Origin of the sequence: Sphingomonas baiyangensis (assembly GCF_005144715.1) — a bacterium.
GTDB classification, from domain to species: domain Bacteria; phylum Pseudomonadota; class Alphaproteobacteria; order Sphingomonadales; family Sphingomonadaceae; genus Sphingomonas; species Sphingomonas baiyangensis.
Genome location: NZ_SWKR01000002.1, coordinates 1,686,136 through 1,709,919, shown reverse-complemented (window position 1 = coordinate 1,709,919; position 23,784 = coordinate 1,686,136). Strand labels below are relative to the sequence as shown.

Genomic DNA, 23,784 nt, shown 5'->3' with positions numbered 1-23,784 from the left:
TTTTGTCAATCGACGAAGGGATCGCGCACGAGGATCGTATCCTCGCGCTCGGGGCTGGTCGACACCAGCGCCACAGGGCACTGGATCAGCTCCTCGATCCGGCGGATATATTTGATCGCCTGCGCCGGGAGCTCGGCCCAGCTGCGGGCGCCGGCAGTCGTCTCGTGCCAGCCCTCGATCGTCTCGTACACCGGCTCGACGCGCGCCTGATCGGCGGCATGCGCGGGGAAATGGTCGAGCATCGTGTCACCCAGCCGATAGCCGGTGCAGATGCGCACCTCGTCGAAGCCGTCGAGCACGTCGAGCTTGGTGAGCGCGATGCCGGTGATGCCGCTCACCGCCGCCGACTGGCGCACGAGCACCGCATCGAACCAGCCGCAGCGGCGCTTGCGCCCCGTGACGGTGCCGAACTCGCGACCGCGCGTCCCCAGCCGCTCGCCCGTCTCGTTGTCGAGCTCGGTGGGGAAGGGGCCCGAGCCGACGCGCGTCGTATAGGCCTTGGCGATGCCCAGCACGAAGCCGACCGCACCCGGCCCCAACCCCGATCCGCCCGCCGCAGTGCCGGCGATCGTGTTCGACGAGGTGACGAAGGGGTAGGTGCCGTGATCGATGTCGAGCAGCACGCCCTGCGCGCCCTCGAACAGGATGCGCCGGCCGCGCGCGCGCGCTTCACCAAGCATGCGCCAGACGGGCTGCGCGAAGGGCAGCACGAACCCGGCGATCTCGCGCAATGCGTCGATCAGCGCGGAGCGGTCGACGGGCGCTTCGCCGAAGCCCGCGCGCAGTGCGTCGTGATGTGCCGCGACGCGATCGAGCTGCGGACCCAGATCGTCGAGATGCGCAAGGTCGCATACGCGCAGCGCGCGGCGGCCCACCTTGTCCTCATAGGCCGGACCGATGCCGCGGCGCGTCGTGCCGATCTTGCCCGCGCCCGAAGCATCCTCGCGCAGCGCGTCGAGATCGCGGTGGAACGGCAAGATGAGCGCACAGGTATCGGCGATCATCAGCGTATCGGGCGTGACCTGCACGCCCTGCGTGCGCAGCCGCTCGACCTCGTCGCGCAGCGCCCACGGATCGAGCACCACGCCGTTGCTGATGACGCTCGGCGTGCCACGCACGATGCCCGAGGGCAGCAGCGACAGCTTGTACACCGCATCGCCCACCACCAGCGTGTGGCCAGCATTGTGGCCGCCCTGGAAGCGCACGACGATATCGGCGCGCTCGGCGAGCCAGTCGACGATCTTGCCCTTGCCTTCGTCGCCCCATTGTGCGCCGATTACCGCCACATTGCCCAAGCCGATGCGTCCTTCGCTGCGCGTTTGAAAACCGCGCGCGTCCTATCGCGCGCCGTGCCCCGCGTCCACCGCATGTGCCGCGCCATCGATCGCGGCGCGCACGCGCTCGGCCAGCTGATTGAGGTCGAAGGGCTTGGGCAGCAGCGCCTCGTGCAGCTCGGCGACGTCGGCAGGCGCCACGTCGCGCGTATAGCCGCTGGTGAACAGCACCGGCAGATCGGGCATGCGGCGGCGCGCCTCGGCCGCCAGCTGCGTACCCGCCATCTCAGGCATGACCACATCGGTGAACAGCAGCGTCGGCCGCTGGCCCGCGTCGATCAGCTCGAGCGCCGCGCGGCCGGTAGCGGCATGCGACACGACATAGCCGAGGTCGCGCAGCGCCTCGACCGAGAAGTTGCGCAGCCGCTCCTCGTCCTCGACCACGAGGATCGTCTCGCCCGCGCGCGCGCGCGGCGCTTCGGCCGCTTCGAGCGTTGCGCGATCGGCGATGGCGGGATCGCCGCCGGCGGGCAGATAGACATGCACGCTGGTGCCCTCATCGGGTCGCGAGGCGATTTCGACATGTCCGCCCGACTGGCGCACGAAGCCGAAAACCTGACTGAGCCCAAGCCCGGTCCCCTTGCCGACGCCCTTGGTGGTGAAGAACGGCTCGAACGCCCGCGCGGCGACTTCGGGCGACATGCCCGCACCCGTATCGGTCACCGACAGCCGCACATAGTCGCCGGGCGTGATGCCGAAGCGCGCCGCGGCGGGAGCGTCGAGGCCGATCCGCGCGGTGCGGATCGTCAGCGTGCCGCCGCCCGGCATTGCATCGCGCGCGTTGACTGCGAGGTTGAGCACGACATTCTCTAGCTGCGATGGGTCGGCGATCGCGCTGGCGCCGCCGCCGCGCAGCTCGGTACTTACGGTGATGTGGTCGCCGATCGTGCGGTTGAGCAGATCGAGCATGCCGAGCACCATCTGGTCGGCATCGACAGGGCGTGGCGCCAGTGGCGTCTGCCGCGCGAAGGACAGCAGCCGTTGGGTAAGCCCCGCGGCACGCGTCGCCCCGTCGCGCGCGGCAAGCACATAGCGGTCGACATCGTGCGATCCCGCCTTCAGCCGCCGCTCGAGCAGGTCGAGCGCGCCGATGACGACCGCGAGCATGTTGTTGAAGTCATGCGCGATGCCGCCCGTCAGCTGGCCGACGGCTTCCATCTTCTGCGCTTGGCGCAACTGTTCTTCGGCAGCCATCAGCTGCGCGGTCCGCTCCTCGACGGCGCGTTCGAGCTCCTCGCGCGATCGCGTCAGCACTTCGCGCGCGTCGACGATCTCCTGAATGTCGGTGCAGGTGCCGAACCAGCGGCTGATGCTGCCATCGGGCTCGCGCACCGCCTTTGCCTGTGCGAGCACCCAGCGATAGCCGTGGCTGGGCGCGTGGGTGAGCCGATATTCGCAGCGGAACGATGCGCCCGTCGTGAGCGATGCGTGCCACGCCGCGCGCGCAGCGTCGCGATCGTCGGGGTGCAGCGCGCCCAGCCAGCCATCGCCCTCGCGCGGCAGGTCGAGCGGGCCGACGAAGGTCATCCAGCGATCGTTGAAATAGTCGAACCGCCCATCGGCGCGCGCCGACCAGACCATATGGTCGATCGAGTTGGCGATCGCGCGGAACTTGGCCTCGCTTTCGCGCAGCGCCGCAGTCGCGACCACGCGCTCGACGGCGTCCCACGAGATTTCGGCCACCGCCTCGACGAACGAGACTTCCTCGTCCGACCAGTCGCGCGCAGTGCCGTGATTGACGTACATCGACGCGACCCATTCGCCGCCGCGCAGCAGCGGTACGCCGATGCCCGAAGTCGTGACGGTCGCAATCGACGATCCCGCGAATGTCGGGTCGCGCCGGGCATCGGCAAATACCAGCGTGCGTCCGCTGCGGTAGCGCGCCACATGCGCCTCGCCGATCTCGTCCACCGCACGCGATCCGCGCATCGGCGGCAATGCGCCGCCCGTCCAGCAAGGACCATATTCGACGCGGTCGCCCGATACGCGGTAGAAGCCGACGCGATCGACATCGAGCCGGCGTCCGAGCGCAGCGGCAGTGAAGCGCATGATCGCCTGCGGCGTCTCGAGCGCGCGCTGACGCTCGGCGAGCGAATAGACAAACGCCTGCGTCTCGGTGGCGGCGCGCAGTTCCTCGGCCGCCGCGCGCGCCGCGTCCTCGGCCTGCTTGCGGTTGGTGATGTCGAAGGTCACGCCGGGGAAGCGCGCCATCGCGCCATGTTCGTCGCGCATCGCGCGGCCCTGTGCCGCAACCCAGCGTACCGATCCGTCGGGCTGCACCAGCCGATATTCCTCAGCAAATGCATCGCCCGTCAGCAGTGTGTGGTCGATCGCCGCACGTACGCGCTCGGCGTCGTCGGGATGGATGGCGTTGAAGAAGTTCGTGATCGGCGCGCCCTGCACGGCGGCATCCTCGGGCGTGCCGTAGAGCCGCGCGAAGCCCGCATCGGCGGTGACGCGGTCGTTCACCACGTCCCAGTCCCAGATGCCGACGCCCTGCGACGCCTGGAGCGCCAGTTGCAGCCGCGCCTCGCTTTCGCGCAGCGCCCGCTCGGCAACCGCCTGCTCGGTGACGTCATTGGCTTCGACGAAGATCGACTGTACCGCGCCCGAGGCGTCACGGATCGGTTGGTAGACGTAATCGAGCAGCCGCTCCTCGAGCACGCCGTCGCCCGCGCGCGCGAGCATGATCGGCGCGGCCCAGGCGCGATAGGTCTTGCCGGTGGAACGGACATTGTCGAGCAGATCGACAAAGCCCTGCGCCACGACTTCGGGCAGCGCCACGGCGATCGGCTGGCCGACGATGTCGCGCCGCCCCACTAGTTGCAGATAGGTGTCGTTGGCCAGCTCGAGCACGTGCTCGGGGCCGGTGAGCAGCGCTACCGCGCCCGGCGACTGCTGGAACAGTTCGCGCAGCCGCTCGCTCTCGGCGCGCCGGTCGCGCTCTGCAAGCACCAGCCGCGTCGTCTCGTTGCCCTGATTGAGGATGCCGACGACCGTTCCATATTCATCGCGGATCGGCGTGCCCGAATAATTCCAGTAGGTTTCGGTGGGCGTGCCGTCGCGCTCCATCATCAGCAACTGGTCGAAGCTCGCGAACGGCGTGCCGTCGCGCATCGCGGCGTCGAACTGCGGCCCCACCACGTCCCAGATATCGGCCCACACCTCGCGGCCGGGCCGCCCCAGCGCCCAGGGGTGGCGATCGGCGGGAATGAAGCGCCACGCATCGTTGTAGAAAAGGTGGAGCTGCGGCCCCCAATAGACCGCCATCGGAAAGCTCGATGCGAGCGCGAGGTTGAGCGCGAAGCGCAGCGCCTGTGGCCAGCCTTCGGGTGGTCCTAGCGGATGGCCCGTCCAGTTCATGTCGCGGATTCGGCCGGCCATTTCGCCCGGATGGTCCAGGAATTTCAGGCCGGAGAACATATGCGCTGCGATGCGGGGAGCGTGCGTTGCTGTCAATGGCCGCCGCGCGGCTCGACTTCGCGCGGCCGGGGGTTATGGATGCCGCAACAGCATTGGAGAGCGACACGATGAAACTGGCGAGCCTCAAACATGGTCGCGACGGGCGGCTGGTGGTGGTGTCCAACGATCTCGCCTGGTGCGCCGACGCCGCGCATATCGCGCCGACGATGCAGGCCGCGCTCGACGATTGGGACCGGGTCGAGGCCGATCTGCGCAATCTTGCCACCGATCTGGAGCATGAAGTCATTCCGATGATGCGCTTTCACGAGCGCCATGCCGCCGCGCCGCTGCCGCGCGCCTATCAATGGGCCGACGGATCGGCCTATGTGAACCACGTAGCGCTGGTGCGGCAGGCGCGCGGCGCCGAGATGCCCGAGAGCTTCTGGCACGATCCGCTGATGTACCAGGGCGGCTCGGACGGTTTTCTCGGCCCGCGCGACCCGATCCCGCTTGCCGACGAGAGCTGGGGCTGCGATCTCGAGGCCGAGGTGGTGGTGGTGACGGGTGATGTCGCACAGGGCACCGGCGCCGCCGACGCGCTCGCCAGCGTCCGGCTGGTCGGGCTCACCAACGACGTGTCGCTGCGCAACCTCATTCCCGGCGAGCTCGCCAAGGGCTTCGGCTTCTTCCAATCGAAGCCCGCCAGCGCCTTCTCGCCCGTGTTCGTCACGCCCGACGCGCTGGGTGACTGGTGGCAGGGCGGCAAGCTGCACCGCAAGCTGATGGTCAACCTCAACGGCAAGCCGTTCGGCCGCGCCGAAGCGGGCGAGGACATGACCTTCGACTTCGGCACGCTGATCGCTCATGCGGCGAAGACGCGCGCGCTGGGTGCCGGCACGATCATCGGCTCGGGCACCGTTTCCAACCGCGACGCCGATGGCGGTCCGGGCAAGCCGATCGCCGAGGGCGGCGTGGGCTATTCGTGCCTCGCCGAATTGCGCACCGTCGAGACGATCAACGGCGGCAAGGCCGAAACGCCGTTCCTCAAGGCGGGCGATACCGTGCGTATCTGGGCCGAGGACGATCGCCACCATCCGATCTTCGGCACGATCGAGCAGACCGTCGAGGCGGCCTGACATGCGGCGGGCGGCGGCGGGTCTTGCGCTGGCGGCGCTTGCCGGCTGCGCCACGCCGCCCGCATCTTCGCCGCCCGCCGCAAAGCTTGCGACGCCTGCCGATCTCTATGGCCCGCTGTTCGAGGCGGTTCAGATGCGGCGGCTGTTTGCCGACGGCAAGACCTTCGTCGATGCGGTGCCGCGCCGCGCCCCGGCGGCGATCCTCGCCGACTATCGCGCGCGAGCGACATGGAGCGACGACGCGCTGCGCGCGTTCGTGCGCGCCAATTTCGATCTGCCCGCCGAGCCCGCTCCTGTGGCCGACCAGCCGGCGCGTCCGCGCCGGCCAATTCTCGCGCATATCCGCGCCTTGTGGGACGAACTCGCGCGGCCGCCCGTCGTCGCGGTCGAGGGTGAGTCGGCACTCGCTTTTGCTGGCCGTCACGTCGTGCCTGGCGGTCGCTTTCGCGAAATCTATTACTGGGACAGCTATTTCACCATGCTCGGCCTCGCCGAGGACGGGCGCCACGACCTGATCGAAGGCATGATCGACGGGTTTGTCGGGCTGGTCGAGGCGCATGGCCGCGTCCCCAATGGCGCGCGCACCTATTATCTCAGCCGCTCGCAGCCGCCTTTCCTGTATCTGATGATGGGGCTTTCGCGCGCGACGGACCGCGACATACTCGCGCGCCGGCTCGATGCGCTGATCGCCGAGCATCGTTTCTGTATGCAGGGCGGGCGCGTGGTGCGGATGCCCGACGGTGCCCTGCTCAACCGCTGGTGGGATGACCGCGATACCCCGCGCGACGAGAGCTTTCGCGAGGACGTGGAGACGGCGCGCGCGAGCGGACGTCCGGCCGCACGGGTCTATCGCCACCTTCGCGCAGGCGCCGAAAGCGGCTGGGACTTCTCGTCGCGCTGGCTTGCGAACGGGCGCGATCTGGCGAGCATCGACACGACCGAGCTGGTGCCCGTCGATCTCAATGCGCTGCTCTATGGGATGGAACGCGATATCGCCGATCGCTGCGCCGCGCTGGCGCGCGATTGCGAGGCGGCGTTCGATGCGCGGGCCGATCGCCGCCGCGCCGCGGTCGAGCGCTGGCTCTGGGACGAGGCGGGCGGCCGCTATGGCGACTGGCATCTGCCCACGCGCCGCCAGCGCGACGGCTTGAGCGCGGCGACCGCCTATCCGCTTTTCACCCGGCTGGCATCGCCGGCGCGAGCCGCGCGCGTCGCGGCGACGATCGACGCGCGGTTGATCGCGCCCGGCGGACTGCGCACCACGCTCGTGCGGACCGGCCAGCAATGGGATTCGCCCAATGGCTGGGCACCGCTGCAATGGATCGCGGCCGATGGCCTGCTGGCCTATGGCCATGACGCGCCGGCGCGCCGCATCGCGGTCGCCTGGGTCGGCACGGTGCAGCGCGGCTATGCCGCGAGCGGAAAACTGGTCGAGAAATACGACGTCGAGGACAGCCGCGAGGGCGGGGGCGGCGAATATCCGTTGCAGGACGGCTTCGGCTGGACCAACGGCGTCACGCGCGCGATGATGGCGCGCTGGGGCATCGGTAACTAAACGCGGCCGCGGCGCGGTGGCCACAAAGCCGGCCTGCCATATGGCCGACTTGCCACATAGTTGACTTGATCGGCCCCCCATCCTAAGCGGCGCGTGCCTTGGCGGGGCTGGCCCTCGGCACCCGGCGTTCGACCCGCCCGCATGAGGCAGGGGGAACGAAGGAATGACCGAGAACCAGCCCGGACCGGACCCCTTGCCCGAGGACGCACGAATCGAGTCGCTGAACGAGCGGCTCGCGCGTGCGAAATCGGAGGAGGCACGGCGATCAGGCGAGAGCGCCCCGCAAGGGGATGGCTATCGTCTGGGCAATCGCGTGCTGGCGGAACTCATCGGGGGAATGGTCGGCGGTGCGGTGATCGGGGGAACGCTCGATTATTTTCTCGGCACCTCGCCATGGCTCCTGCTCGTGCTGCTTGCCCTGGGCATCGTCAGCGCGTTCAGGAACATCATTCGGATTTCAGGCAAGCGCCCGAAGTAGTCTTCGGGCGCTTTGGTCAAATGGGAACGGCAGTGGCGACGCAGGAACAGGGCTCCATCGATCCGATGCACCAGTTCGAGGTGCAGTCGATCGCCGACATGTTCACCATCGGTGGCCAGACGATCGCCTTCACCAACTCGGCGATGTTCATGGTCGCCGCGCTGGTGGGGCTGTGGGCGTTCATGCTGATGGGCATGAAGCGCCAGTTGGTGCCCACGCGCGGCCAGATGATGGTCGAGGGATTCGTCGGCTTCATCGACAAGCTGCTGGCGCAGAACATCGGCAAGGCGGGGCGTAAATATGTGCCCTATGTGTTCACGCTTTTCATGTTCATCCTGTTCGCCAACCTTCTCGGGCTGCTTCCGCTCGGTCTTGTCGGGCTGCATCCATTCACCTTCACCAGCCACTTCACCGTGACGGGCGTGCTGGCGATCATGAGCTTCTCGATCGTGCTGATCGTCGGCTTCGCCAAGCATGGTCTCAGATTCTTCAGCCTGTTCGCGCCCAAGGGCACGCCGATCCCGGTGCTGCTGCTCGTCGCGCCCATCGAGTTCGTGTCGTTCATGGTGCGCCCGTTCAGCCTGGCGCTGCGGCTGTTCGTCGCGATGACCGCGGGCCACATCCTCTTGAAGGTGCTGGCCAGCTTCGTCGTCAACGCCGCCAATGCCGGTGCCGTGACCGGGCTGGGCGTCGGCATCCCCAGCTTCGCGCTGATGGTCGGCGTGTCGGCGCTCGAAGTGCTGGTGGCGGGCGTGCAGGCCTATGTCTTCGCGCTGCTCACGTCGCTCTACATCAACGATGCCGAGCATCTGCACGATCACCACTGATCGGGTAGAGCCGATCCCTTTTTTCTCGAACCACTATTTCTCTGGGAGTTGAACAATGGAAGCTGACGCAATCAAGCTGCTGGGTGCCGGTCTCGCCGCAATCGGTGCGGGTCTCGCCGCGCTCGGCGTGGGCAACGTCTTCGCCGCGTTCCTCGAAGGTGCGCTGCGCAATCCGTCGGCCGCTGCCGGCCAGCAGGGCAACATGTTCATCGGCTTCGCGGCCGCCGAGCTTCTCGGCCTGCTGGCGTTCGTCGTCGCCGTGCTGCTGATCTTCGTCGCCTGACAACACGCCGTTCCCCGCCCCGGGGGCGGGGTGCGGCCGTGAGGAACCAACATGCCTCAGATCGAACAGGTAACCGCAACGTTCGCATCCCAGCTTTTTTGGGTGCTGCTGACGTTCGGGCTTGCCTTCTTCATCATCGGGCGCGGCATGGTGCCGCGCATCCAATCGACGATGGACGCGCGCGACGATCAGGTCGCGGGCGATCTGACGGCTGCCGAAAAGGCGCGCGCCGAAGCCGATGCTTCGGAAGAGGCGTGGCGCATCAAGGAAAATGCCGCGCGTGAGACCGCGCGGCGCAAGCTCGCGGCGGCGCAGGCCGAAGCGGCCAAGGCGAGCGAAGCGACGCTCGCCGCCGCCGATGCGCAGCACGCCGCCCGCGTCGCGGCGGCCGAAGCGCAAATCGCCGAGGCTTCGCGCGCAGCAGCCGGCGAGATTGAGACCGTCGCTGCCGATGCGGCGCGCGACATCGTCGCACGTCTCTCGGGTGCGCCGGTTTCCGAAAGCGAGGCGCAGGGCGCCGTAAGGGCAGTGCTCCATGGCTAATCCCACCGTGCAGACGGGCATCGACAACACGCCCGCGCCCGAATCGCTCGGCGAGGCCGCCAACATGATGGTGATGCCCGAAACGGGCGAGGCAGCGATCGTCAGCCAGGGCGAGGAAGTCCCGCACGCCGACCCCACTGCGCTGTTCCTCGATCCCACTGGCTGGGTGTCGCTGGCAATGGCGGTGTTCATCGCGCTGCTGCTGTGGAAGGGCGTGCCCAGGTTGGTCGGACGGATGCTCGACGGGCAGATCGCTGCGATCCGCTCGCGGCTCGACGAAGCCAAGCAGCTTCGCGCCGAGGCCGAGGCGCTGCGCGCCGAATATGCCGCGCGCCTCGCCGGCGTCGAGAGCGACGCGGCGGCGATGGTGCTGCATGCCGAGGACGATGCCCGCGCGATCCGCGCCAAGGCCGAGGCCGACGCCGCCGAACTCGTCGAGCGCCGGACGCGCATGGCCGAGGACAAGATCGCCGCGGCCGAACGCCAGGCGATCGCCGACGTGCGCATCCGTGCGGCCGATGCCGCCGCCAAGGCTGCCGCCGCGATCATCGCCGACAAGCATGGCGCCGAGGCCGATCGCGCGCTCGTCGATCGCACGATCGCGGGCCTCAACCGGCCGAACTGAGTTCCAGCAGAGTCGCGCGGCGTGTGCCGCCGACCCCATGCTCCCGCAGCGTCTCTTTCCGGGTTTCCGGCGCTGCGCTTTCTGATCGAGCCCGTGACGTGAGGAAACCGTCATGGCGTGGGTCATCCTGGGCGTTGCCGTCGTCACCGAGATCATCTGGGCGCTGAGCCTCAAATGGGCTGCCGGCAAGGCGACGCTGATGGCGGCGTCGGTCCCGATCGTCCTCTCGTTCGTCAACATGGGCCTGCTCGCGCTCGCGATGCGCGGCATTTCGGCGGGCACCGCCTATGCGGTTTGGACGGGGCTGGGTGCCGTCGGCGTCATCATTGGCGGCACGATCCTGTTCGGCGAGCGCATCTCGGGTGTGCAGGCGATCTTCATGGCGCTGATCGTCATCGGCGTGGTGGGCACCAAGCTGACGGCACAGGCGTAAGCATCTCCCCGGAACGGGGAGGGGAACCGCGCGCCGAAGGCGCGGGGTGGAGGGGTTCGCGCCACGCGCAACTCCTCCTGCCGCCGCCTGCCGGGTTGGACATGCGCTGCGGGAAGGCTACACTCCCAGCAAAGCGTAAATCCACGGAGTAAGGCCATGCATCGCCGTCATTTCCTGTCCTCCGCCGCAACGGCGGGGATCGTCGCCGCATTGCCCGTTACCCTGCGCGCGCAGACGGCGTCGGGGGAGGACGCGAAGCTGCGTGCCATGCTCGACGCGTTCTTCTATGCGCGGCTCGAGGATAATCCCGAAGGCGCTACCTCGCTGGGGCTCGATACGGGGCCGCGCGCCGATCTGCGCGGCAAGCTTTCCGATCGCTCGCGCGCCGGTGCCGAGCGCCAGCTCGCGCGCGCCAAGGCCGAGCTCGCGCAGCTGCGCACGATCGATCGCGCCGCGCTGTCCGAGCCCGCGCGGCTCGATGTCGAGATCGTCGAATATGGCCTTGAGCGCGGCATCGCCGGCGAGCGGTTCGATTATGGCGCGACGATGGGCCGCTATGCGCCTTATGAGCTGTCGCAGCTTTCGGGCGCCTATCGCGACGTGCCCGATTTCCTCGCCAACACGCACCGCGTGCGCGACGCGGCCGATGCCGACGCCTATGTCGCGCGCGTCGAAGCCTATGCGACCGCGATCGACCAGGAGACCGAGCGCCAGCGCGCCGATGCCGCCAAGGGCGTGTTCGCGCCCGACTTCATCCTCGACACCACGCTGAAGCAGTTGGGCCAGGCACGCGATCTGCCTGCCGGCCAGACGCGCCCCGTCACCGATCTCGCGGCCAAGCTCAAGGCCGCCAACCTGCCGCCCGAGCGCGCCGCCGCGGTCGAGAAGCTGATGGCCGAGCGCGCTTTCCCCGCGCTCGACCGTCAGCGCGCGCTGGTCACCGAATTGCGTGGCCGCGCGCCGCACGATGCCGGCGTCTGGCGCCTCCCCGATGGCGAGGCCTTCTACGCCGCCGCCGCGAGCGCCGCGACGACCACCGAGCTAACCGGCGACGAGATCCACCGGTTGGGCCTTGAGCAGGTGGCGGAGATCGAGGGGCGGATTGACACAATCCTCAAGGGTCAAGGCCTGTCGCAGGGCGCCGTCGGCACGCGGCTGGTCGCGCTCAACCAGCGGCCCGACCAGCTCTTTCCCAATACCGATGCCGGCCGCGAGGCGCTGCTCGAAAGCTTGCGTGCGCAAGTCAAGGCGATGGAAGCGCGGCTGCCCGAGCAGTTCGCGGTGCTGCCCAACGCGCCGGTCGAGGTGCGACGCGTGCCCGAGGCGATCCAGGCCGGCGCGCCGGGCGGCTATTATCAGGCCGCCTCGCTCGACGGATCGCGCCCGGCCATCTACTTCATCAACCTGCGCGACACCTTCGACCGGCCGAAGTTCGGGCTGGCGACGCTCAGCTATCACGAAGGCGTGCCGGGACATCATCTGCAAGTCATGTCGGCGCTCGAGAGCGACGACATTCCGCTCATCCGCCGCCGCGGCGGATATTCGGGCTATACCGAAGGCTGGGCGCTCTATTCCGAGCAACTCGCCGACGAGATGGGCATGTACGAGGGCGATCCGCTGGGGCAGGTGGGCTATCTCCAATCCTTGCTGTTCCGCGCGACGCGTCTGGTGGTCGACAGCGGCATCCACGCCAAGCGCTGGAGCCGCGAGAAGGCGACCGACTATTTCCTTGCCACCACCGGCATCGCGCGCGGGCGCGGGCAGGGCGAGATCGATCGCTATTGCGTGTGGCCGGGGCAGGCGTGCAGCTACAAGATCGGCCATACCGTATGGGTCCGGCTGCGCGACGAGGCGCGCGCCAAGGCCGGTGCCAACTGGGATCCCAAGGCATTCCACCGCGTGCTGACGCTGGGCGCTATGCCGCTGACGGTGCTCGAACGCATCGCGCGCGAACGCATGGCGTAAGCCGTGGAAGTCGGGCCTCGCAGCCCCTAGATCACAGCCGATGCCGCCCGCCGACCGCTTCAACGAGGAAACCGCCACCTTCGCCGTGAAGGGCGCCGACGCGCCCGATATCGAGGCGGGGGTGGCGGCCATCCGCAACGTCGTGCAGACGCTGCCTACGCGTCCCGGCGTATACCGGATGCACGACGCGCGCGGCGACGTGCTGTATGTCGGCAAGGCGCGCGCGCTCAGGAATCGCGTGTCGAACTACATGCAGGTCACGCGGCTTACCAAGCGGTTGCAGCGCATGGTGGCGCAAACGCGCAGCATGACGATCGTGACCACGCGCAACGAGGCCGAGGCGCTGCTGCTCGAGGCGCAGCTCATCAAGCGCTATCGGCCGGCGTACAATGTGCTGCTGCGCGACGACAAGAGCTTCCCCTTCATCCTGCTGCGTGGCGACCACGCCTTTCCGCGCGTGCAGCTCCACCGCGGCGCGCGGCGCGCGAAGGGCGACTATTACGGGCCGTTCGCGGGGGCGGGACAGGTGCGCAAGACGCTCAATGCGCTTCAGAAACTGTTCCTGTTGCGCAGCTGCACCGATGGCTTCTTCAACACGCGCGACCGGCCGTGCCTGCTCTACCAGATCCGCCGCTGCTCGGCGCCCTGCGTCGATCGCATCAGCCCCGCCGACTATGCCGAGCTCGTCGCCGACGCCAAGCGCTTCCTCGCGGGCAAGTCGACCGAAGTGCAGGCCAAGCTCGGCACGCAGATGCAGGACGCCGCCGAGAAAATGGATTTCGAGCTGGCGGCGGTGCTGCGCGACCGGCTGAAGGCGCTCACCTTCATCCAGGGCACGCAGTCGATCAACGCCGAGGGCGTGGGCGACGCCGACGTGTTCGCGCTGGCGGCGAAGGAAGGTCATGTCGGCATCCAGGCCTTCTTCATCCGCGGTGGCCAGAACTGGGGCCATCGCGCTTTCTTCCCCACGCATGTGCAGGACGTGCCTGCCGACGAGGTGCTCAGCCAGTTCCTGATGCAATTCTACGAGGAAGTGCCGCCGGCGGGGCATGTGCTCGTCGACCGCGAGCTGCCCGAGGCCGAATTGCTTGCCGAGGCACTCAGCGAGCGTGCGGGGTTCAGGGTGGCGCTTAGCGTGCCGCAGCGCGGCAACCGCAAGAAACTGCTCGACCAGGCCTGCCGCAACGCCGTCGAGGCGCTCGACCGGCGGCTCGCCGAAAGCACAACGCAGGCGCGCCTCCTTGCCGATGTCGCCGAGCTGTTCGGCCTGCCCGACAGCCCCGATCGCATCGAGGTGTACGACAACAGCCATATTCAGGGCACCAATGCGCTGGGAGCGATGGTGGTCGCCGGCCCCGAAGGCTTTCGCAAGGGCCAGTATCGCAAGTTCAACATCAAGCGGCCCGAGACGATCGCCGGCGACGATTTCGGCATGATGCGCGAGGTGTTTTCACGCCGCTTCGCGCGTGCGCAGGACGAGGACCCCGATCGCGACAAGGGCGAATGGCCCGATCTGGTGCTGGTCGACGGCGGGCGCGGGCAGCTGAACGCGGTGCTCGGCGTGCTCGAGGATCTGGGGATCGAGGATGTGCCCGTGGTCGGGGTCGCCAAGGGGCCGCATCACGGGCGCGAGGGGCGCGAGGTGTTCCACCTGATGGACGGGCGCGAGCTGACGCTGCCGGTCAATTCGCCCGTGCTGTTCTTCCTCCAGCGGCTGCGCGACGAGGTGCATCGCTTCGCCATCGGCGCGCACCGCGCCAAGCGCGCCAAGGCGATGGGCGCCAGCCCGCTCGACGAGGTGCCGGGCATCGGCCCCGCGCGCAAGAAGGCGCTGCTGATGCATTTCGGCACCGCCAAGGCCGTGCGTGGCGCGAGCCTCGAGGATCTGGCGAAGGCCCCCGGCGTCAGCCGCGGCACTGCGCAGCAGGTGTACGACTTCTACCACGCACGCTGAGGTGTCAGCCGCCGATCGCGCGGTGCGCCTGTGCCACCGCCTCGCGGTCGGCCGGGTGGTCGAGTGCGGCATCGGCACGCTCGCGGGCCTCGCGCGCGGCTGCTCCCAGAATGTCGCGCATCGCCGGAGCGATGTGCGCGGCGCTCGCCAGCGTCTTTTGCAGCTTGACCGCGACCTCGACCATCGCCGCGCCGTCGCGGGCGATCGGGCGGAAGGCGTCGGTTACGATATCCTCGAAGGTGAGCGCCGGGATCGTCACGTTCAACGGCACATTTGAGGGATCGCGTGCTTCGCGATCGAAGAGCGCGGCGATGACGCGCAGTTGCGCGCCGAGCGCCGCGAGCGCGGTGCCCGGATCGTTGACCGCGGGCGACAGCGCGCGCGAGGCGATTTCGGAAAGCACTATCAGCCCGAAGCGCGGATCATTGTCGTAGCTGCGGTCGTGCGCGATCGTAATCGCCTTGCGCACGCGTGCAGCTATCGCCTCGTCATCGCTTGCCAGCCACGCCACCGGCCGTTCGGGATCGACGAACGCGCCCGGCAGCACCGCCAGCCGGATCTCGCCGCCGCAAGCGGCTGCGCAACCCTCGAGTTCGTCGAGGTCGATATGCGTGACATATCCGAAGCCGTCGCAGCAGACCGCTCGCGCGCCGACGGGCGCCGGTCCCGTCGCCAGCGCGGCCGGCACCGGATCGCGCGGCAGGCGGTGCGCCGCCTTGATCGCGACCTGCTCGATGCGGGCAATCGTCTCGTGCACGCGACCGAAGCGCGCGATATGCTCGATCCAGCGCAACAGCGTCAGCACGATCAGCAGGATCACCACGATCGTGCCCGCGAACAGGATCACGCGACCTTGCTCGCCATACAGCCCCGTCGACAGCGCGCAGATGCCGACGATCGCGAACAGGAAGCCGCCGAGAAAGGTCGACAGCGCATTCTGCGAGGTCGTGTCCTCAAGCAGCAGCTTCACCGCGCGCGGCGTGACGGTCGAAGTGGCGGCCGAATAGGCCGATACCATCGCGGTGAGCGAGAAGGTCGTTACCGCCAGCATGCTCGACGCGATGATCTGGAGGATGTTGTCGACCGCATCGGCGCCGATCTTGGCGCTAAGGTCATAGGGCACCCAGGGCGCGATCACCGCGGCGAACAGCGCGAGCAGCACGGCGGCGACCGAGAAGCCGGCGGCGCGGAACCATAGCCGGCGCGACAGCAGGCGCCATAGCCATGCGGCGCGGCTCATGGTTGGGCTGACGGTGGCTGCATCGTGCGCGAACCCCCGGCGCCGGCCGCGGTTCCGGCGCACGCTCGCGCATAGCCGGTGCCGAGCGCAAGGATCGAGGCGACGTGCCGCGCGGCAACCTCGCCCGCATCATGGCCATAGCCGCCGCCCAGCGCGCTCGCGAGCGGCAGCCCGCGTTCGGCGGCTATGCGCGCGATCCAGCCATCGCGCCGCGCCAGCCCGTCATGGGTCAGCGCCAGTCGCCCCAGCCGGTCGCCCGCAAACGGATCGACGCCGGCCTGATACAGCAGCAGGTCGGGCGCGAAATCGTCGATCAGCGGCAGCAGCGTTGCGGCGAGTATGGCGAGATACTCGTCGTCACCGACGCCGTCGCGAAGCGGGACGTCGAGCGTCGAACGCGCCTTGCGTGCGGGAAAGTTCTTCTCGGCGTGGATCGAGTAGGTGGCGATGGAGGGATGGCCGGCAGTGAGCGCTGCGGTGCCGTCGCCCTGATGCACGTCGCAATCGACGATTAGGACGCGCCCGGCATCGCGCTCGGCAACCAGCCGGTGCGCGGCGATGGCGAGGTCGTTGAACACGCAATAGCCCGCGCCGCTCTCGGCGAGGGCATGATGGCTGCCGCCGGCGGTGTTGGCGGCAAAGCCGTGGTGCAGCGCCAGCATTGCCGCGGCGTGCGTGCCGCCGGGCACCGCCAGCGCGCGCTCGGCTACCGCGGGCGTCACCGCGAAACCGATGCGCCGTTCCTTCTGCGCCGGCACGCGTGCCTCGATCACTTCGGCGACATAATCGGGGCAGTGCACCGCCTCGATCCAGTGGCGCGGCATCGGCTCGGGCTCGTGCCACGTCAGCACGGCAGTCGACTGAAGCAGAAGGTCGCGCACCAGCCCGTTCTTGTTCCACTGATAGCCGCTGCGCGACGGCGCGGGTGCGACATAGGCGGGGTGGTGGACAACCGCGATCACGGCCCCATAGGTAGGCGCACGCAACGCCGCTCCCAATAGCCCGGACGCCCGATGACTTACCCCGACACGTCGCCCCCGATCGATACGTTGCCCTACCGCCCCTGTGCCGGCGTGATGTTGCTCAACCGCGACGGCCGCGTGTTCGTGGGGCAGCGGCTCGATTCGGTGCTCGAGGCATGGCAGATGCCCCAGGGCGGCATCGACCCCGGCGAAGCGCCGCTCGACGCCGCGATCCGCGAGCTCGGCGAAGAGGCAGGGATAGCACCGCATCTGGTCGAGCTAGTCGCCGAGGCGCCCGAGGAACTCGAATACGATTTGCCCGCCGATCTGGTCGGCAAGGTATGGAAGGGCAAATGGCGCGGCCAGCGCCAGCGCTGGTTCCTGTTCGCCTTCCTAGGCGATGACGGCGACGTCAACATCGCCACAGCCGAGCCCGAGTTCCGCGCGTGGCGCTGGGTCGAGCCCGCCGAGCTTCCGCACATCATCGTGCCGTTCAAGCGCGATCTCTATGCGCGATTGCTCGAACTGTTCGCCGAACCGATCGCCGCGCGCGGCCGGCCGGCTGGCTGACGACTCCCCATTGCCCTAGGGTAAAGGCCGCAAGCGTCATCCTGTGGCCGCAATCATCGGACAATCCCCGCCGCCGTGATTCCGCACCTTCCTCTCGTCGCGATCGCTCTCGTCGATACCGATGCGCCGATCGCTCCGCTGTCGCGGATCGAAGTGGTCGAAGCACCGGCGCCGCCGCCCCCGCCGCCCCCGCCGCCGATCCCGGTCGAGCTCGAGGCGATGCTCGACGCAGCGATGGCGGCAGGCGCCGAGGGCGAAGTGAACACGCTGCTCAAATATGCCCGATCGGCAAAAGTGCCCGCGTCGGACGCGATGGCGCGCAAGGCCGCGGCATGGCGGCAGGAACGCACCGTCAGCGCGCAGCGGCGCCTGAAGGAAGCCGATTTCCTCTCGTTGGTGAAGGGGCGCGCCGAACTCGCGGCGTTCGAGACGACCGGGAACACGCAGAATATCGGGCTGAGCGGCAAGCTCGACTTGCGGCGCGAGGGGCTGCGCTGGCGGCACAAGCTGGCGTTGCAGGCCGATTATCAGGAGAGCTTCGGCATCACCGCGCGCGAACGCTATGTCGCCGCCTACGAACCCAACTACAAGTTCCACGACCGGCTCTATGCTTACGGCGCGTTGCAATATGAGAGCGACCGGTTTCTCGGCTATCGGGATCGCTATTCGGCGTCGAGCGGCGTCGGCTACAGTGCGATCCGCCGCACCGGCATGACGCTTGATCTCGAGCTTGGTCCCGCCTTCCGATCGACCGAGTTCACCGACTTCACCGTCGAGCGCAACTTCGCCGCGCGTGGATCCATCGATTTCGACTGGAAGCTTTCGCCGTCGATCACGCTGCGGCAGGATGCGTCGGCCTATGTGCAGGATGCCAACAGCACGGTTGCCAGCACTACTGCCCTGCAAGCGCGCGTATTGGGGCCGGTGTCTGCGCAATTCTCCTATGTCGTACTGTATGAAAGCATGCCGCCTGCCGGTCGCGTCAACACCGACACCACCAGCCGGGCATCACTCGTCTACGAATTTTGAGGCGTTCGTCGGATCGGAAGTGCGCCTCGTCGTGCCCAAATCACGTCGAATCGGCGCAGGCACCTGAAAGTACGCGCTATTCTTGGATCCGATACGCGCGATGAACGGCGCGTCGCGCAGCGTTCATGCAACCCAGCGCATGTTCGCACGCTGATGCACCAGCCCGGTCGGCCAGCCGATCGTGCTAAGTATCGGGAGAGAGTATATGCGTATCAAGTTGATGCTGGCCGGCCTCGCCGCACTCATGTCGCCGGTGGTCGCGGCGCAGCCCGCCGAGGCACAGCAGCGCTGGGGCTGGAACGACGACCGACGCGACGACCGGCGGGACTTCCGGCGTGACCGGCGCGACGATCGACGGGACTTCCGCGCGGATCGGCGTGGCGATCGCCGTGATTTCCGTCGGGACCGCCGCGGTGACCGGCGCGATTTCCGCCGCGGCGAGGTGAGCCGCCGCGAGTTCCTGCGCGAGCGTCGCGGTGATCGGCGCGACTTCCGCTTCGAGCGGCGCGATGACCGACGCGATTTCCGCCGCGAGCGGCGCGACGACCGCCGCGATTATCGCCGCGGCCGCCGCTGACGATAGGGCCGGGGCGGCAGCGTCCGCCCCGGCCACTCGGTCAATCCTCGTCGTCGACGCTCAGTGCGTCTTCCTCATCGCCGTTGAGCTGCGTGTCGACCGCCTCGGCGATCAGGTCGAGCTGCTCGAACGTTGCTGTCAGCTCGATCGTCTCGCCGTCCTCGTCCTCGATCATCAGCAGATAGCCGTCGCCGGTCGGGCTGATCGCGAGGCTTGCCAGTGCCTTTGCCATATCGTTCTCCATCGTTGCGCCGAGCCGATACGCACGAATTGTGCCTTGGCTCCCGTGCGGCTAGCGCGAGTGCGATGAACGGTTTGCCGATCCACGCGGTACTGCCCGCGCTGCTCGACGCGTTGCGCGCGCGTGCCGGCGCGGTGCTGGTCGCGCCGCCGGGCGCGGGCAAGACGACTGCGGTCGCGCCCGCGCTGCTCGGCGAGCCGTGGTGCACCGGCGAGATACTGCTGCTGTCGCCGCGCCGCATCGCCGCGCGCGCCGCCGCCGAACGCATGGCGGCACTCGCCGGCGAGCCGGTTGGCCGGACCTTCGGCTATGCCACGCGCATGGACAGTCGCCGCTCGGCGGCGACGCGCGTGACGGTGATGACCGAGGGCATTTTCGTCGCGCGCATTCAGGCCGATCCCGAGCTCGCCGGCGTGTCGGCGATCCTGTTCGACGAGGTGCACGAACGCAGCCTCGACAGCGATTTCGGCCTTGCGCTCGCGCTCGATGCGCAGGCGGCGCTACGGCCCCACCTGCGCCTCGTCGCGATGTCGGCCACGCTCGATGGGACGCGCTTCGCCGCGCTGATGGGCGACGCGCCGGTGATCGAGAGCGAAGGCCGCAGCCACCCACTCGAGCTCGTCCATCTCGGTCGCGATGCCGCGCGGATCGAGGATGCCATGGCGCGTGCCGTGCGCCAGGCGCTGCGCGAACGCGAGGGAGGGGTGCTCGCCTTCCTGCCCGGCGTCGCCGAGATCGAACGCGTCGCCGAACGGTTGGGCGATCCTGGCCCGGGCATCGTGTTGCACCGCTTGCATGGCAGCCTCGATCCAGCGGCGCAGCGCGCGGCCATCGCGCCCGAGCCCGATGGCGCGCGCAAGCTGGTGCTCGCTACCGCCATCGCCGAGACTTCGCTGACGCTCGACGGCATCCGCATCGTCGTCGACAGCGGGCTGGCGCGCCGGCCGCGCTACGACCGCGCGGCGGGCATGACGCGGCTGGTGACCGAGCGCGTCAGCCAGGCCGCAGCAACGCAGCGTGCCGGCCGCGCCGCGCGGCAGGGGCCGGGTGCCGCCTATCGGCTGTGGGAGGCTGCCGCCACCGCCGGCCTGCCGCGCTTCGACCCACCCGAAATCGCCGAGGCCGATCTGTCGGCGCTGGTGCTTGCCTGCGCGATCTGGGGCGTCGCCGATCCGCGCGCACTGCGCTGGCTCGACCCGCCGCCTGCCGCAGCCGTGGACGAAGCGCGGCGGCGGCTGGCGGCGCTGTGCGCGATCGACGGCGATGATCGTCCCACGCCGCACGGCCGCGCCATCGCCGATCTGCCGCTGCCGCCGCGCCTCGCGCACATGCTGCTGCGCGCCGCGGGCCTGGGGTTTGCCGAGGTCGCCGCCGAGATAGCCGTGCTGCTTGGCGAGCGCGGGCTGGGCGGCAACGACGTTGATCTCGAGGTGCGGCGACGGCGGTGGCGTGCCGAGCGCGGCAAGCGCGCCGAGGCCGCGCGCGCGCTGGCACGTCGCTGGGCGCAGCTGGTGGGATCGCGCGGTGGCGATGCGCATGATGGCGGCGCATCGCATCGTGAGGCGCGCTGCATCGCGCTCGCCTTCCCCGATCGGGTGGCGCGGCGGCGCGATGCGATGGGCGAGCATTGGGCATCCGCAGGCGGGCGCGGCTTTCGCCTCGACCCGGCATCGAGCCTGGCGGGGTCCGAATGGCTTGCGGTCGCTGAAACGCAAGGATCGGCAGCGGGCGCGCGCATCCTGTCGGCGGCCGCGATCGACGCCGCCGATGTCGAAGCGCTGTTCGCGGATCGCATCGAAGTGCGGCGCGAAGTTTGCTTCGATCGCGCGACGGGCGGCGTCATCGCCGAACGCACGCGGCGACTGGGGGCGATCCGGCTTTCGGGCGGTGCCGATCCGGACGCCTCGGCCGCCGAGATCGAGGCGGCGCTGCTCGATGGCCTGCGCACGCACGGGCTCGATCTCCTGCCATGGGACGAAGGTGCCGCGGCACTGCGCGCGCGCGCGGCATTCGCGGGCCACGCGCTTGACGATGCGACGCTGCTCGCGCGGATCGACGAATGGCTGCCGCCGTTGCTTGCTGGTCGACGCCGGCTGGAGGCGATTTCGCCCGCTTCGCTCGTCGATGCACTGCGCGGCCTGCTCGGCTGGGACGCGATGCGCGAGATCGACCGGTTGGCCCCGGCACGCTTCGAATCGCCCGCCGGATCGAGCCACGCGATCGATTATGGCGCCGAAGGCGGTCCGCGCGTCGAGCTGCGCGTGCAGGCGCTTTACGGGGTGACCGAGCATCCGCGGATCGGCACGGCGCGAGTGCCGCTGGTGCTGAGCCTCACCTCGCCGGCGGGCCGCCCGATCCAGACGACGCGCGATCTGCCCGGCTTCTGGGCGGGCAGCTGGGCCGCAGTGGCGCGGGAGATGCGCGGTCGCTATCCGCGCCACCCCTGGCCCGACAATCCCGCCGCCGCCGATCCCACGCTGCGCACCAAAAAGGCGGATGCGCGGCGCGGGCAATCGCGATAAGGAGCGAGCCATGCCGACCGCACGCATCTATCGCCGCCCCAAGAACGCCATGTCCTCGGGCCGTGCCAACACGCAGAACTGGGTGCTCGAGTTCGAGCCCGTCGAGGCCAAGCGCGCCGATCCGCTCACGGGCTGGGCCGGCTCGGGCGACACGCGCCAGCAGGTGAAGCTCGAGTTTCCGAGCGCCGAAGCAGCCCTTGCCTATGCCGAGCGCGAAGGCATCGAGGCGCATGTGATCCCGGCGCCCGAGCGCAAGCTCAAGCTCCAGGCCTATGCCGACAATTTCCGCTGAACCGCGCCTATAGTTCGCTTTCCACCGTCACGCCGGCGGGCAGTCCAGTGAACGGCAGCATCGCCGCGCCATCCTGCGTCAGCGTCACGCGGTAGCCGCCATCCTCGGCGAGCGCGGCGTCGATGAGCGTGCGGCGGCGCTGCCCCATTGGCGCAAGGCGGATGCGGCTTTCGGTGCCGATATGCTCGGCGACGAGGATCATCGCGGGCGTGGGCACGGGCGCGCCGGGCGTCGCGAGGCCCGGACCGGCGGCGGTGACGGCGGCGCAACTGCCCGGATCGATCGTCACATTGCCTGCCGCCATCGGCGATGCGCCGAGCACGAGGCGCGGCAGCTCGACCTGCATCGTCACGTCGCAGCGGAAGGGCAGATTGGGGGCGAGTGCCGCGAGCAGCGACGAATCGGCCGATCCGCTCACATTGTCGAGCCTTGCGCCGCCCGGCCACAGGATCGCTTGGCCGCCAAGGTCGGTATCGGGGCCCTTCGCCGTCCAGTCGACCGCGAAGCCCAGATTGGCGATCGAGCGCAGCGGCGCCCATTGCCACGCGACGACGCTGCCGCCCGCCACGCCGACCTCGCCGTTCCACACCGTGCCCGCCACGCCCGTGCGCCAGGGCCGGTTCTTGAGGAACACGCCGACCGGCATCGTCGCCAGCATCGCCAGCACATAGGCGGCTATCCCCACCCCCGCGAACACGATAAGACGCCTGCGTGCCTGTAGCTTGGGATCAGGGAGTGGCGCCGATGAACCGGCGGGCTGCATTGTCGTTTCTGCGATCCACCCTCGTCGTATCGTCGGCGACATGGGCCGCGTCTCCCCTGTTTGCGGCGAAGAAGGCCGATAAACGGCCGGTGGCGCTGCTGGTGCCGTTGACGGGCACACACGCCGCGCTGGGGCTTAGCATGCAGCGCGCGGCGATGCTCGCCGAAACGACGCCCGAGCGGCTGCTCGCGATCGATACCGGCGGCACGCCCGCCGGCGCGGCGCAGGCGGCGTCGCACGCGGTGAAGCGCGGGTGCGCGATGATTCTGGGTCCGCTCTTGTCGAGCGAGACGGCTGCGGTCGCGAACGCGGTTGCCGGCCGCGTACCGGTGCTATCCTTCTCGAACGATCCGCTGGCGCGCGGCACGGGTGCCTTTGTGATGGGCGTTACCGCGCGGCAGGTGACGGGCGCGGTGCTGCGCTATGCGCGCTCGCGCGGCGTCCGCCGCGTGGCGGTGGTGGGCGATGGCGCGCCGTGGGCGGTCGCTGCGGGCATCGCCGCCGAGCAGTTGCAGGGCGAGCTCAATCTCGAGGTGCGCCGCATCGACGTGGCGGCGGGGCAGCCGCTGCCCGCCGCGGGCGAGGCGCCCGATGCGGTGATGATCCCCGGCGGTGGCGAGACGATGCTGGCGGCGGCGCGCAACCTGCGCGACTCGGGGATTCAGCTGCTGGGCACGGTGCAGGCGCTCGACCACCGTCCGCAGGCACTCGAGACGCTCGCGGGAAGCTGGCTTGCCAGCCCCGATCCCGAGGCGTTCGGCACCTTCGCCAGCGCCTATGAAGGGCGGATGGGCGGCGCACCGGGCGCGATCGCGGCGCTGGCGCACGATGCCGCCGCCATCACCGTCGCGCTGCGCGAGCGCGATGCGCTGAGCCGCGCGGGCCTGCTCGCCGAACCCGAATGGCCCGGCGCCACCGGCCCTTTGCGCTTCCGTGAGGACGGCAGCGTCGCGCGCGACATGGCGATCGTCGTCGCCGGGCCCGACGGCTATCGCAAGGTGGCGATGAGCCGCGGTGCCTGAGCGGGCGCGCGGGGTGAAGATTTTCGCGCAG

General features: G+C 69.2%; 22 protein-coding genes. 15 read left to right on the top strand and 7 right to left on the bottom strand.

From position 1 onward, the window contains the following. Positions 1 to 5: 5 nt before the first annotated feature. Both FBR43_RS11545 and FBR43_RS11540 read right to left on the bottom strand, forming a co-directional pair. Positions 6 to 1,295, bottom strand: coding sequence for an adenylosuccinate synthase (locus FBR43_RS11545; protein ID WP_136943260.1), 1,290 nt, complete (start codon positions 1,293 to 1,295; stop codon positions 6 to 8). A 42-nt stretch (positions 1,296 to 1,337) separates the two neighbouring features. Then, on the bottom strand, positions 1,338 to 4,718 hold the full coding sequence (locus tag FBR43_RS11540; RefSeq protein WP_136943259.1) for a PAS domain-containing protein: 3,381 nt from the start codon (positions 4,716 to 4,718) through the stop codon (positions 1,338 to 1,340). A gap of 146 nt (positions 4,719 to 4,864) precedes the next feature. Between FBR43_RS11540 and FBR43_RS11535 the strand changes: the two genes are divergently transcribed. The 10 genes from FBR43_RS11535 (at position 4,865) to uvrC (ending at position 14,535) form a co-directional block, all read left to right on the top strand. Further along, positions 4,865 to 5,872 carry a fumarylacetoacetate hydrolase family protein gene (locus tag FBR43_RS11535; RefSeq protein ID WP_136944183.1) on the top strand — a complete coding sequence of 336 codons (1,008 nt, stop codon included), beginning with the start codon at positions 4,865 to 4,867 and terminating at the stop codon, positions 5,870 to 5,872. A 1-nt stretch (position 5,873) separates the two neighbouring features. Further along, positions 5,874 to 7,427, top strand: a complete 1,554-nt coding sequence (gene treF / locus FBR43_RS11530) for an alpha,alpha-trehalase TreF (RefSeq protein ID WP_136943258.1) — start codon at positions 5,874 to 5,876, stop codon at positions 7,425 to 7,427. Positions 7,428 to 7,590: 163 nt separating this feature from the next. After that, positions 7,591 to 7,905 carry an AtpZ/AtpI family protein gene (locus tag FBR43_RS11525; protein ID WP_136943257.1) on the top strand — a complete coding sequence of 105 codons (315 nt, stop codon included), beginning with the start codon at positions 7,591 to 7,593 and terminating at the stop codon, positions 7,903 to 7,905. A gap of 20 nt (positions 7,906 to 7,925) precedes the next feature. Further along, positions 7,926 to 8,732, top strand: coding sequence for a F0F1 ATP synthase subunit A (locus FBR43_RS11520; protein ID WP_249276559.1), 807 nt, complete (start codon positions 7,926 to 7,928; stop codon positions 8,730 to 8,732). A 55-nt stretch (positions 8,733 to 8,787) separates the two neighbouring features. Continuing rightward, positions 8,788 to 9,015, top strand: a complete 228-nt coding sequence (locus FBR43_RS11515) for a F0F1 ATP synthase subunit C (protein ID WP_096343951.1) — start codon at positions 8,788 to 8,790, stop codon at positions 9,013 to 9,015. A gap of 51 nt (positions 9,016 to 9,066) precedes the next feature. Then, the gene (locus tag FBR43_RS11510) at positions 9,067 to 9,558 is read left to right on the top strand and encodes a F0F1 ATP synthase subunit B family protein (protein ID WP_136943256.1); all 492 of its coding nucleotides are present in this window, start codon (positions 9,067 to 9,069) and stop codon (positions 9,556 to 9,558) included. Continuing rightward, the gene (locus FBR43_RS11505) at positions 9,551 to 10,183 is read left to right on the top strand and encodes a F0F1 ATP synthase subunit B family protein (RefSeq protein ID WP_169542585.1); all 633 of its coding nucleotides are present in this window, start codon (positions 9,551 to 9,553) and stop codon (positions 10,181 to 10,183) included. The genes FBR43_RS11510 and FBR43_RS11505 overlap by 8 nt, the downstream gene beginning before the upstream one ends. 112 nt (positions 10,184 to 10,295) lie before the next feature. Continuing rightward, complete coding sequence (locus FBR43_RS11500; RefSeq protein ID WP_136943255.1) at positions 10,296 to 10,616, top strand: DMT family transporter; 321 nt, start codon at positions 10,296 to 10,298, stop codon at positions 10,614 to 10,616. Positions 10,617 to 10,772: 156 nt separating this feature from the next. Further along, positions 10,773 to 12,581 (top strand): DUF885 domain-containing protein, encoded by a 1,809-nt coding sequence (locus FBR43_RS11495; protein ID WP_136943254.1) that lies wholly within the window; start codon positions 10,773 to 10,775, stop codon positions 12,579 to 12,581. A gap of 40 nt (positions 12,582 to 12,621) precedes the next feature. Further along, a complete protein-coding gene (gene uvrC, locus FBR43_RS11490; protein ID WP_136943253.1) occupies positions 12,622 to 14,535 on the top strand; it encodes an excinuclease ABC subunit UvrC in 1,914 nt (637 codons plus the stop codon). Positions 14,536 to 14,539: 4 nt separating this feature from the next. On the opposite strand, the gene FBR43_RS11485 is transcribed toward uvrC, so the two are convergent. After that, positions 14,540 to 15,775 carry a DUF2254 domain-containing protein gene (locus FBR43_RS11485; protein ID WP_136943252.1) on the bottom strand — a complete coding sequence of 412 codons (1,236 nt, stop codon included), beginning with the start codon at positions 15,773 to 15,775 and terminating at the stop codon, positions 14,540 to 14,542. Next, positions 15,772 to 16,737, bottom strand: a complete 966-nt coding sequence (locus FBR43_RS11480) for a histone deacetylase family protein (RefSeq protein WP_136943251.1) — start codon at positions 16,735 to 16,737, stop codon at positions 15,772 to 15,774. Before FBR43_RS11480 ends, FBR43_RS11485 begins: the two co-directional genes overlap by 4 nt. A gap of 51 nt (positions 16,738 to 16,788) precedes the next feature. Here FBR43_RS11480 and FBR43_RS11475 point away from each other — a divergent pair, with 51 nt between their 5' ends. Next, positions 16,789 to 17,307: an RNA pyrophosphohydrolase gene (locus tag FBR43_RS11475; RefSeq protein ID WP_136943250.1), complete on the top strand. Its 519-nt coding sequence runs from the start codon at positions 16,789 to 16,791 to the stop codon at positions 17,305 to 17,307. Positions 17,308 to 17,382: 75 nt separating this feature from the next. Beyond that, a complete protein-coding gene (locus FBR43_RS11470; protein ID WP_249276558.1) occupies positions 17,383 to 18,336 on the top strand; it encodes a DUF481 domain-containing protein in 954 nt (317 codons plus the stop codon). 184 nt (positions 18,337 to 18,520) lie between these two features. Here the strand turns inward: FBR43_RS11470 and FBR43_RS16180 are convergent, their stop codons facing one another. Beyond that, a complete protein-coding gene (locus FBR43_RS16180) occupies positions 18,521 to 18,949 on the bottom strand; it encodes a hypothetical protein (RefSeq protein WP_169542584.1) in 429 nt (142 codons plus the stop codon). A gap of 4 nt (positions 18,950 to 18,953) precedes the next feature. After that, a complete protein-coding gene (locus FBR43_RS11460; RefSeq protein ID WP_136943249.1) occupies positions 18,954 to 19,145 on the bottom strand; it encodes a hypothetical protein in 192 nt (63 codons plus the stop codon). A 74-nt stretch (positions 19,146 to 19,219) separates the two neighbouring features. Between FBR43_RS11460 and hrpB the strand changes: the two genes are divergently transcribed. Further along, on the top strand, positions 19,220 to 21,676 hold the full coding sequence (hrpB, locus tag FBR43_RS11455) for an ATP-dependent helicase HrpB (RefSeq protein ID WP_136943248.1): 2,457 nt from the start codon (positions 19,220 to 19,222) through the stop codon (positions 21,674 to 21,676). A 10-nt stretch (positions 21,677 to 21,686) separates the two neighbouring features. Further along, entirely contained in the window at positions 21,687 to 21,968 is a 282-nt protein-coding gene (locus tag FBR43_RS11450) for an ETC complex I subunit (RefSeq protein WP_136943247.1), read from the top strand. 7 nt (positions 21,969 to 21,975) lie between these two features. Here FBR43_RS11450 and FBR43_RS11445 read toward each other — a convergent pair whose 3' ends face one another. Further along, the gene (locus tag FBR43_RS11445) at positions 21,976 to 22,665 is read right to left on the bottom strand and encodes a type II secretion system protein N (RefSeq protein ID WP_249276557.1); all 690 of its coding nucleotides are present in this window, start codon (positions 22,663 to 22,665) and stop codon (positions 21,976 to 21,978) included. A 47-nt stretch (positions 22,666 to 22,712) separates the two neighbouring features. On the opposite strand from FBR43_RS11445, the gene FBR43_RS11440 reads away from it, so the two are divergent. Next, positions 22,713 to 23,753 carry an ABC transporter substrate-binding protein gene (locus FBR43_RS11440; protein ID WP_136943246.1) on the top strand — a complete coding sequence of 347 codons (1,041 nt, stop codon included), beginning with the start codon at positions 22,713 to 22,715 and terminating at the stop codon, positions 23,751 to 23,753. Positions 23,754 to 23,784: the final 31 nt, after the last annotated feature.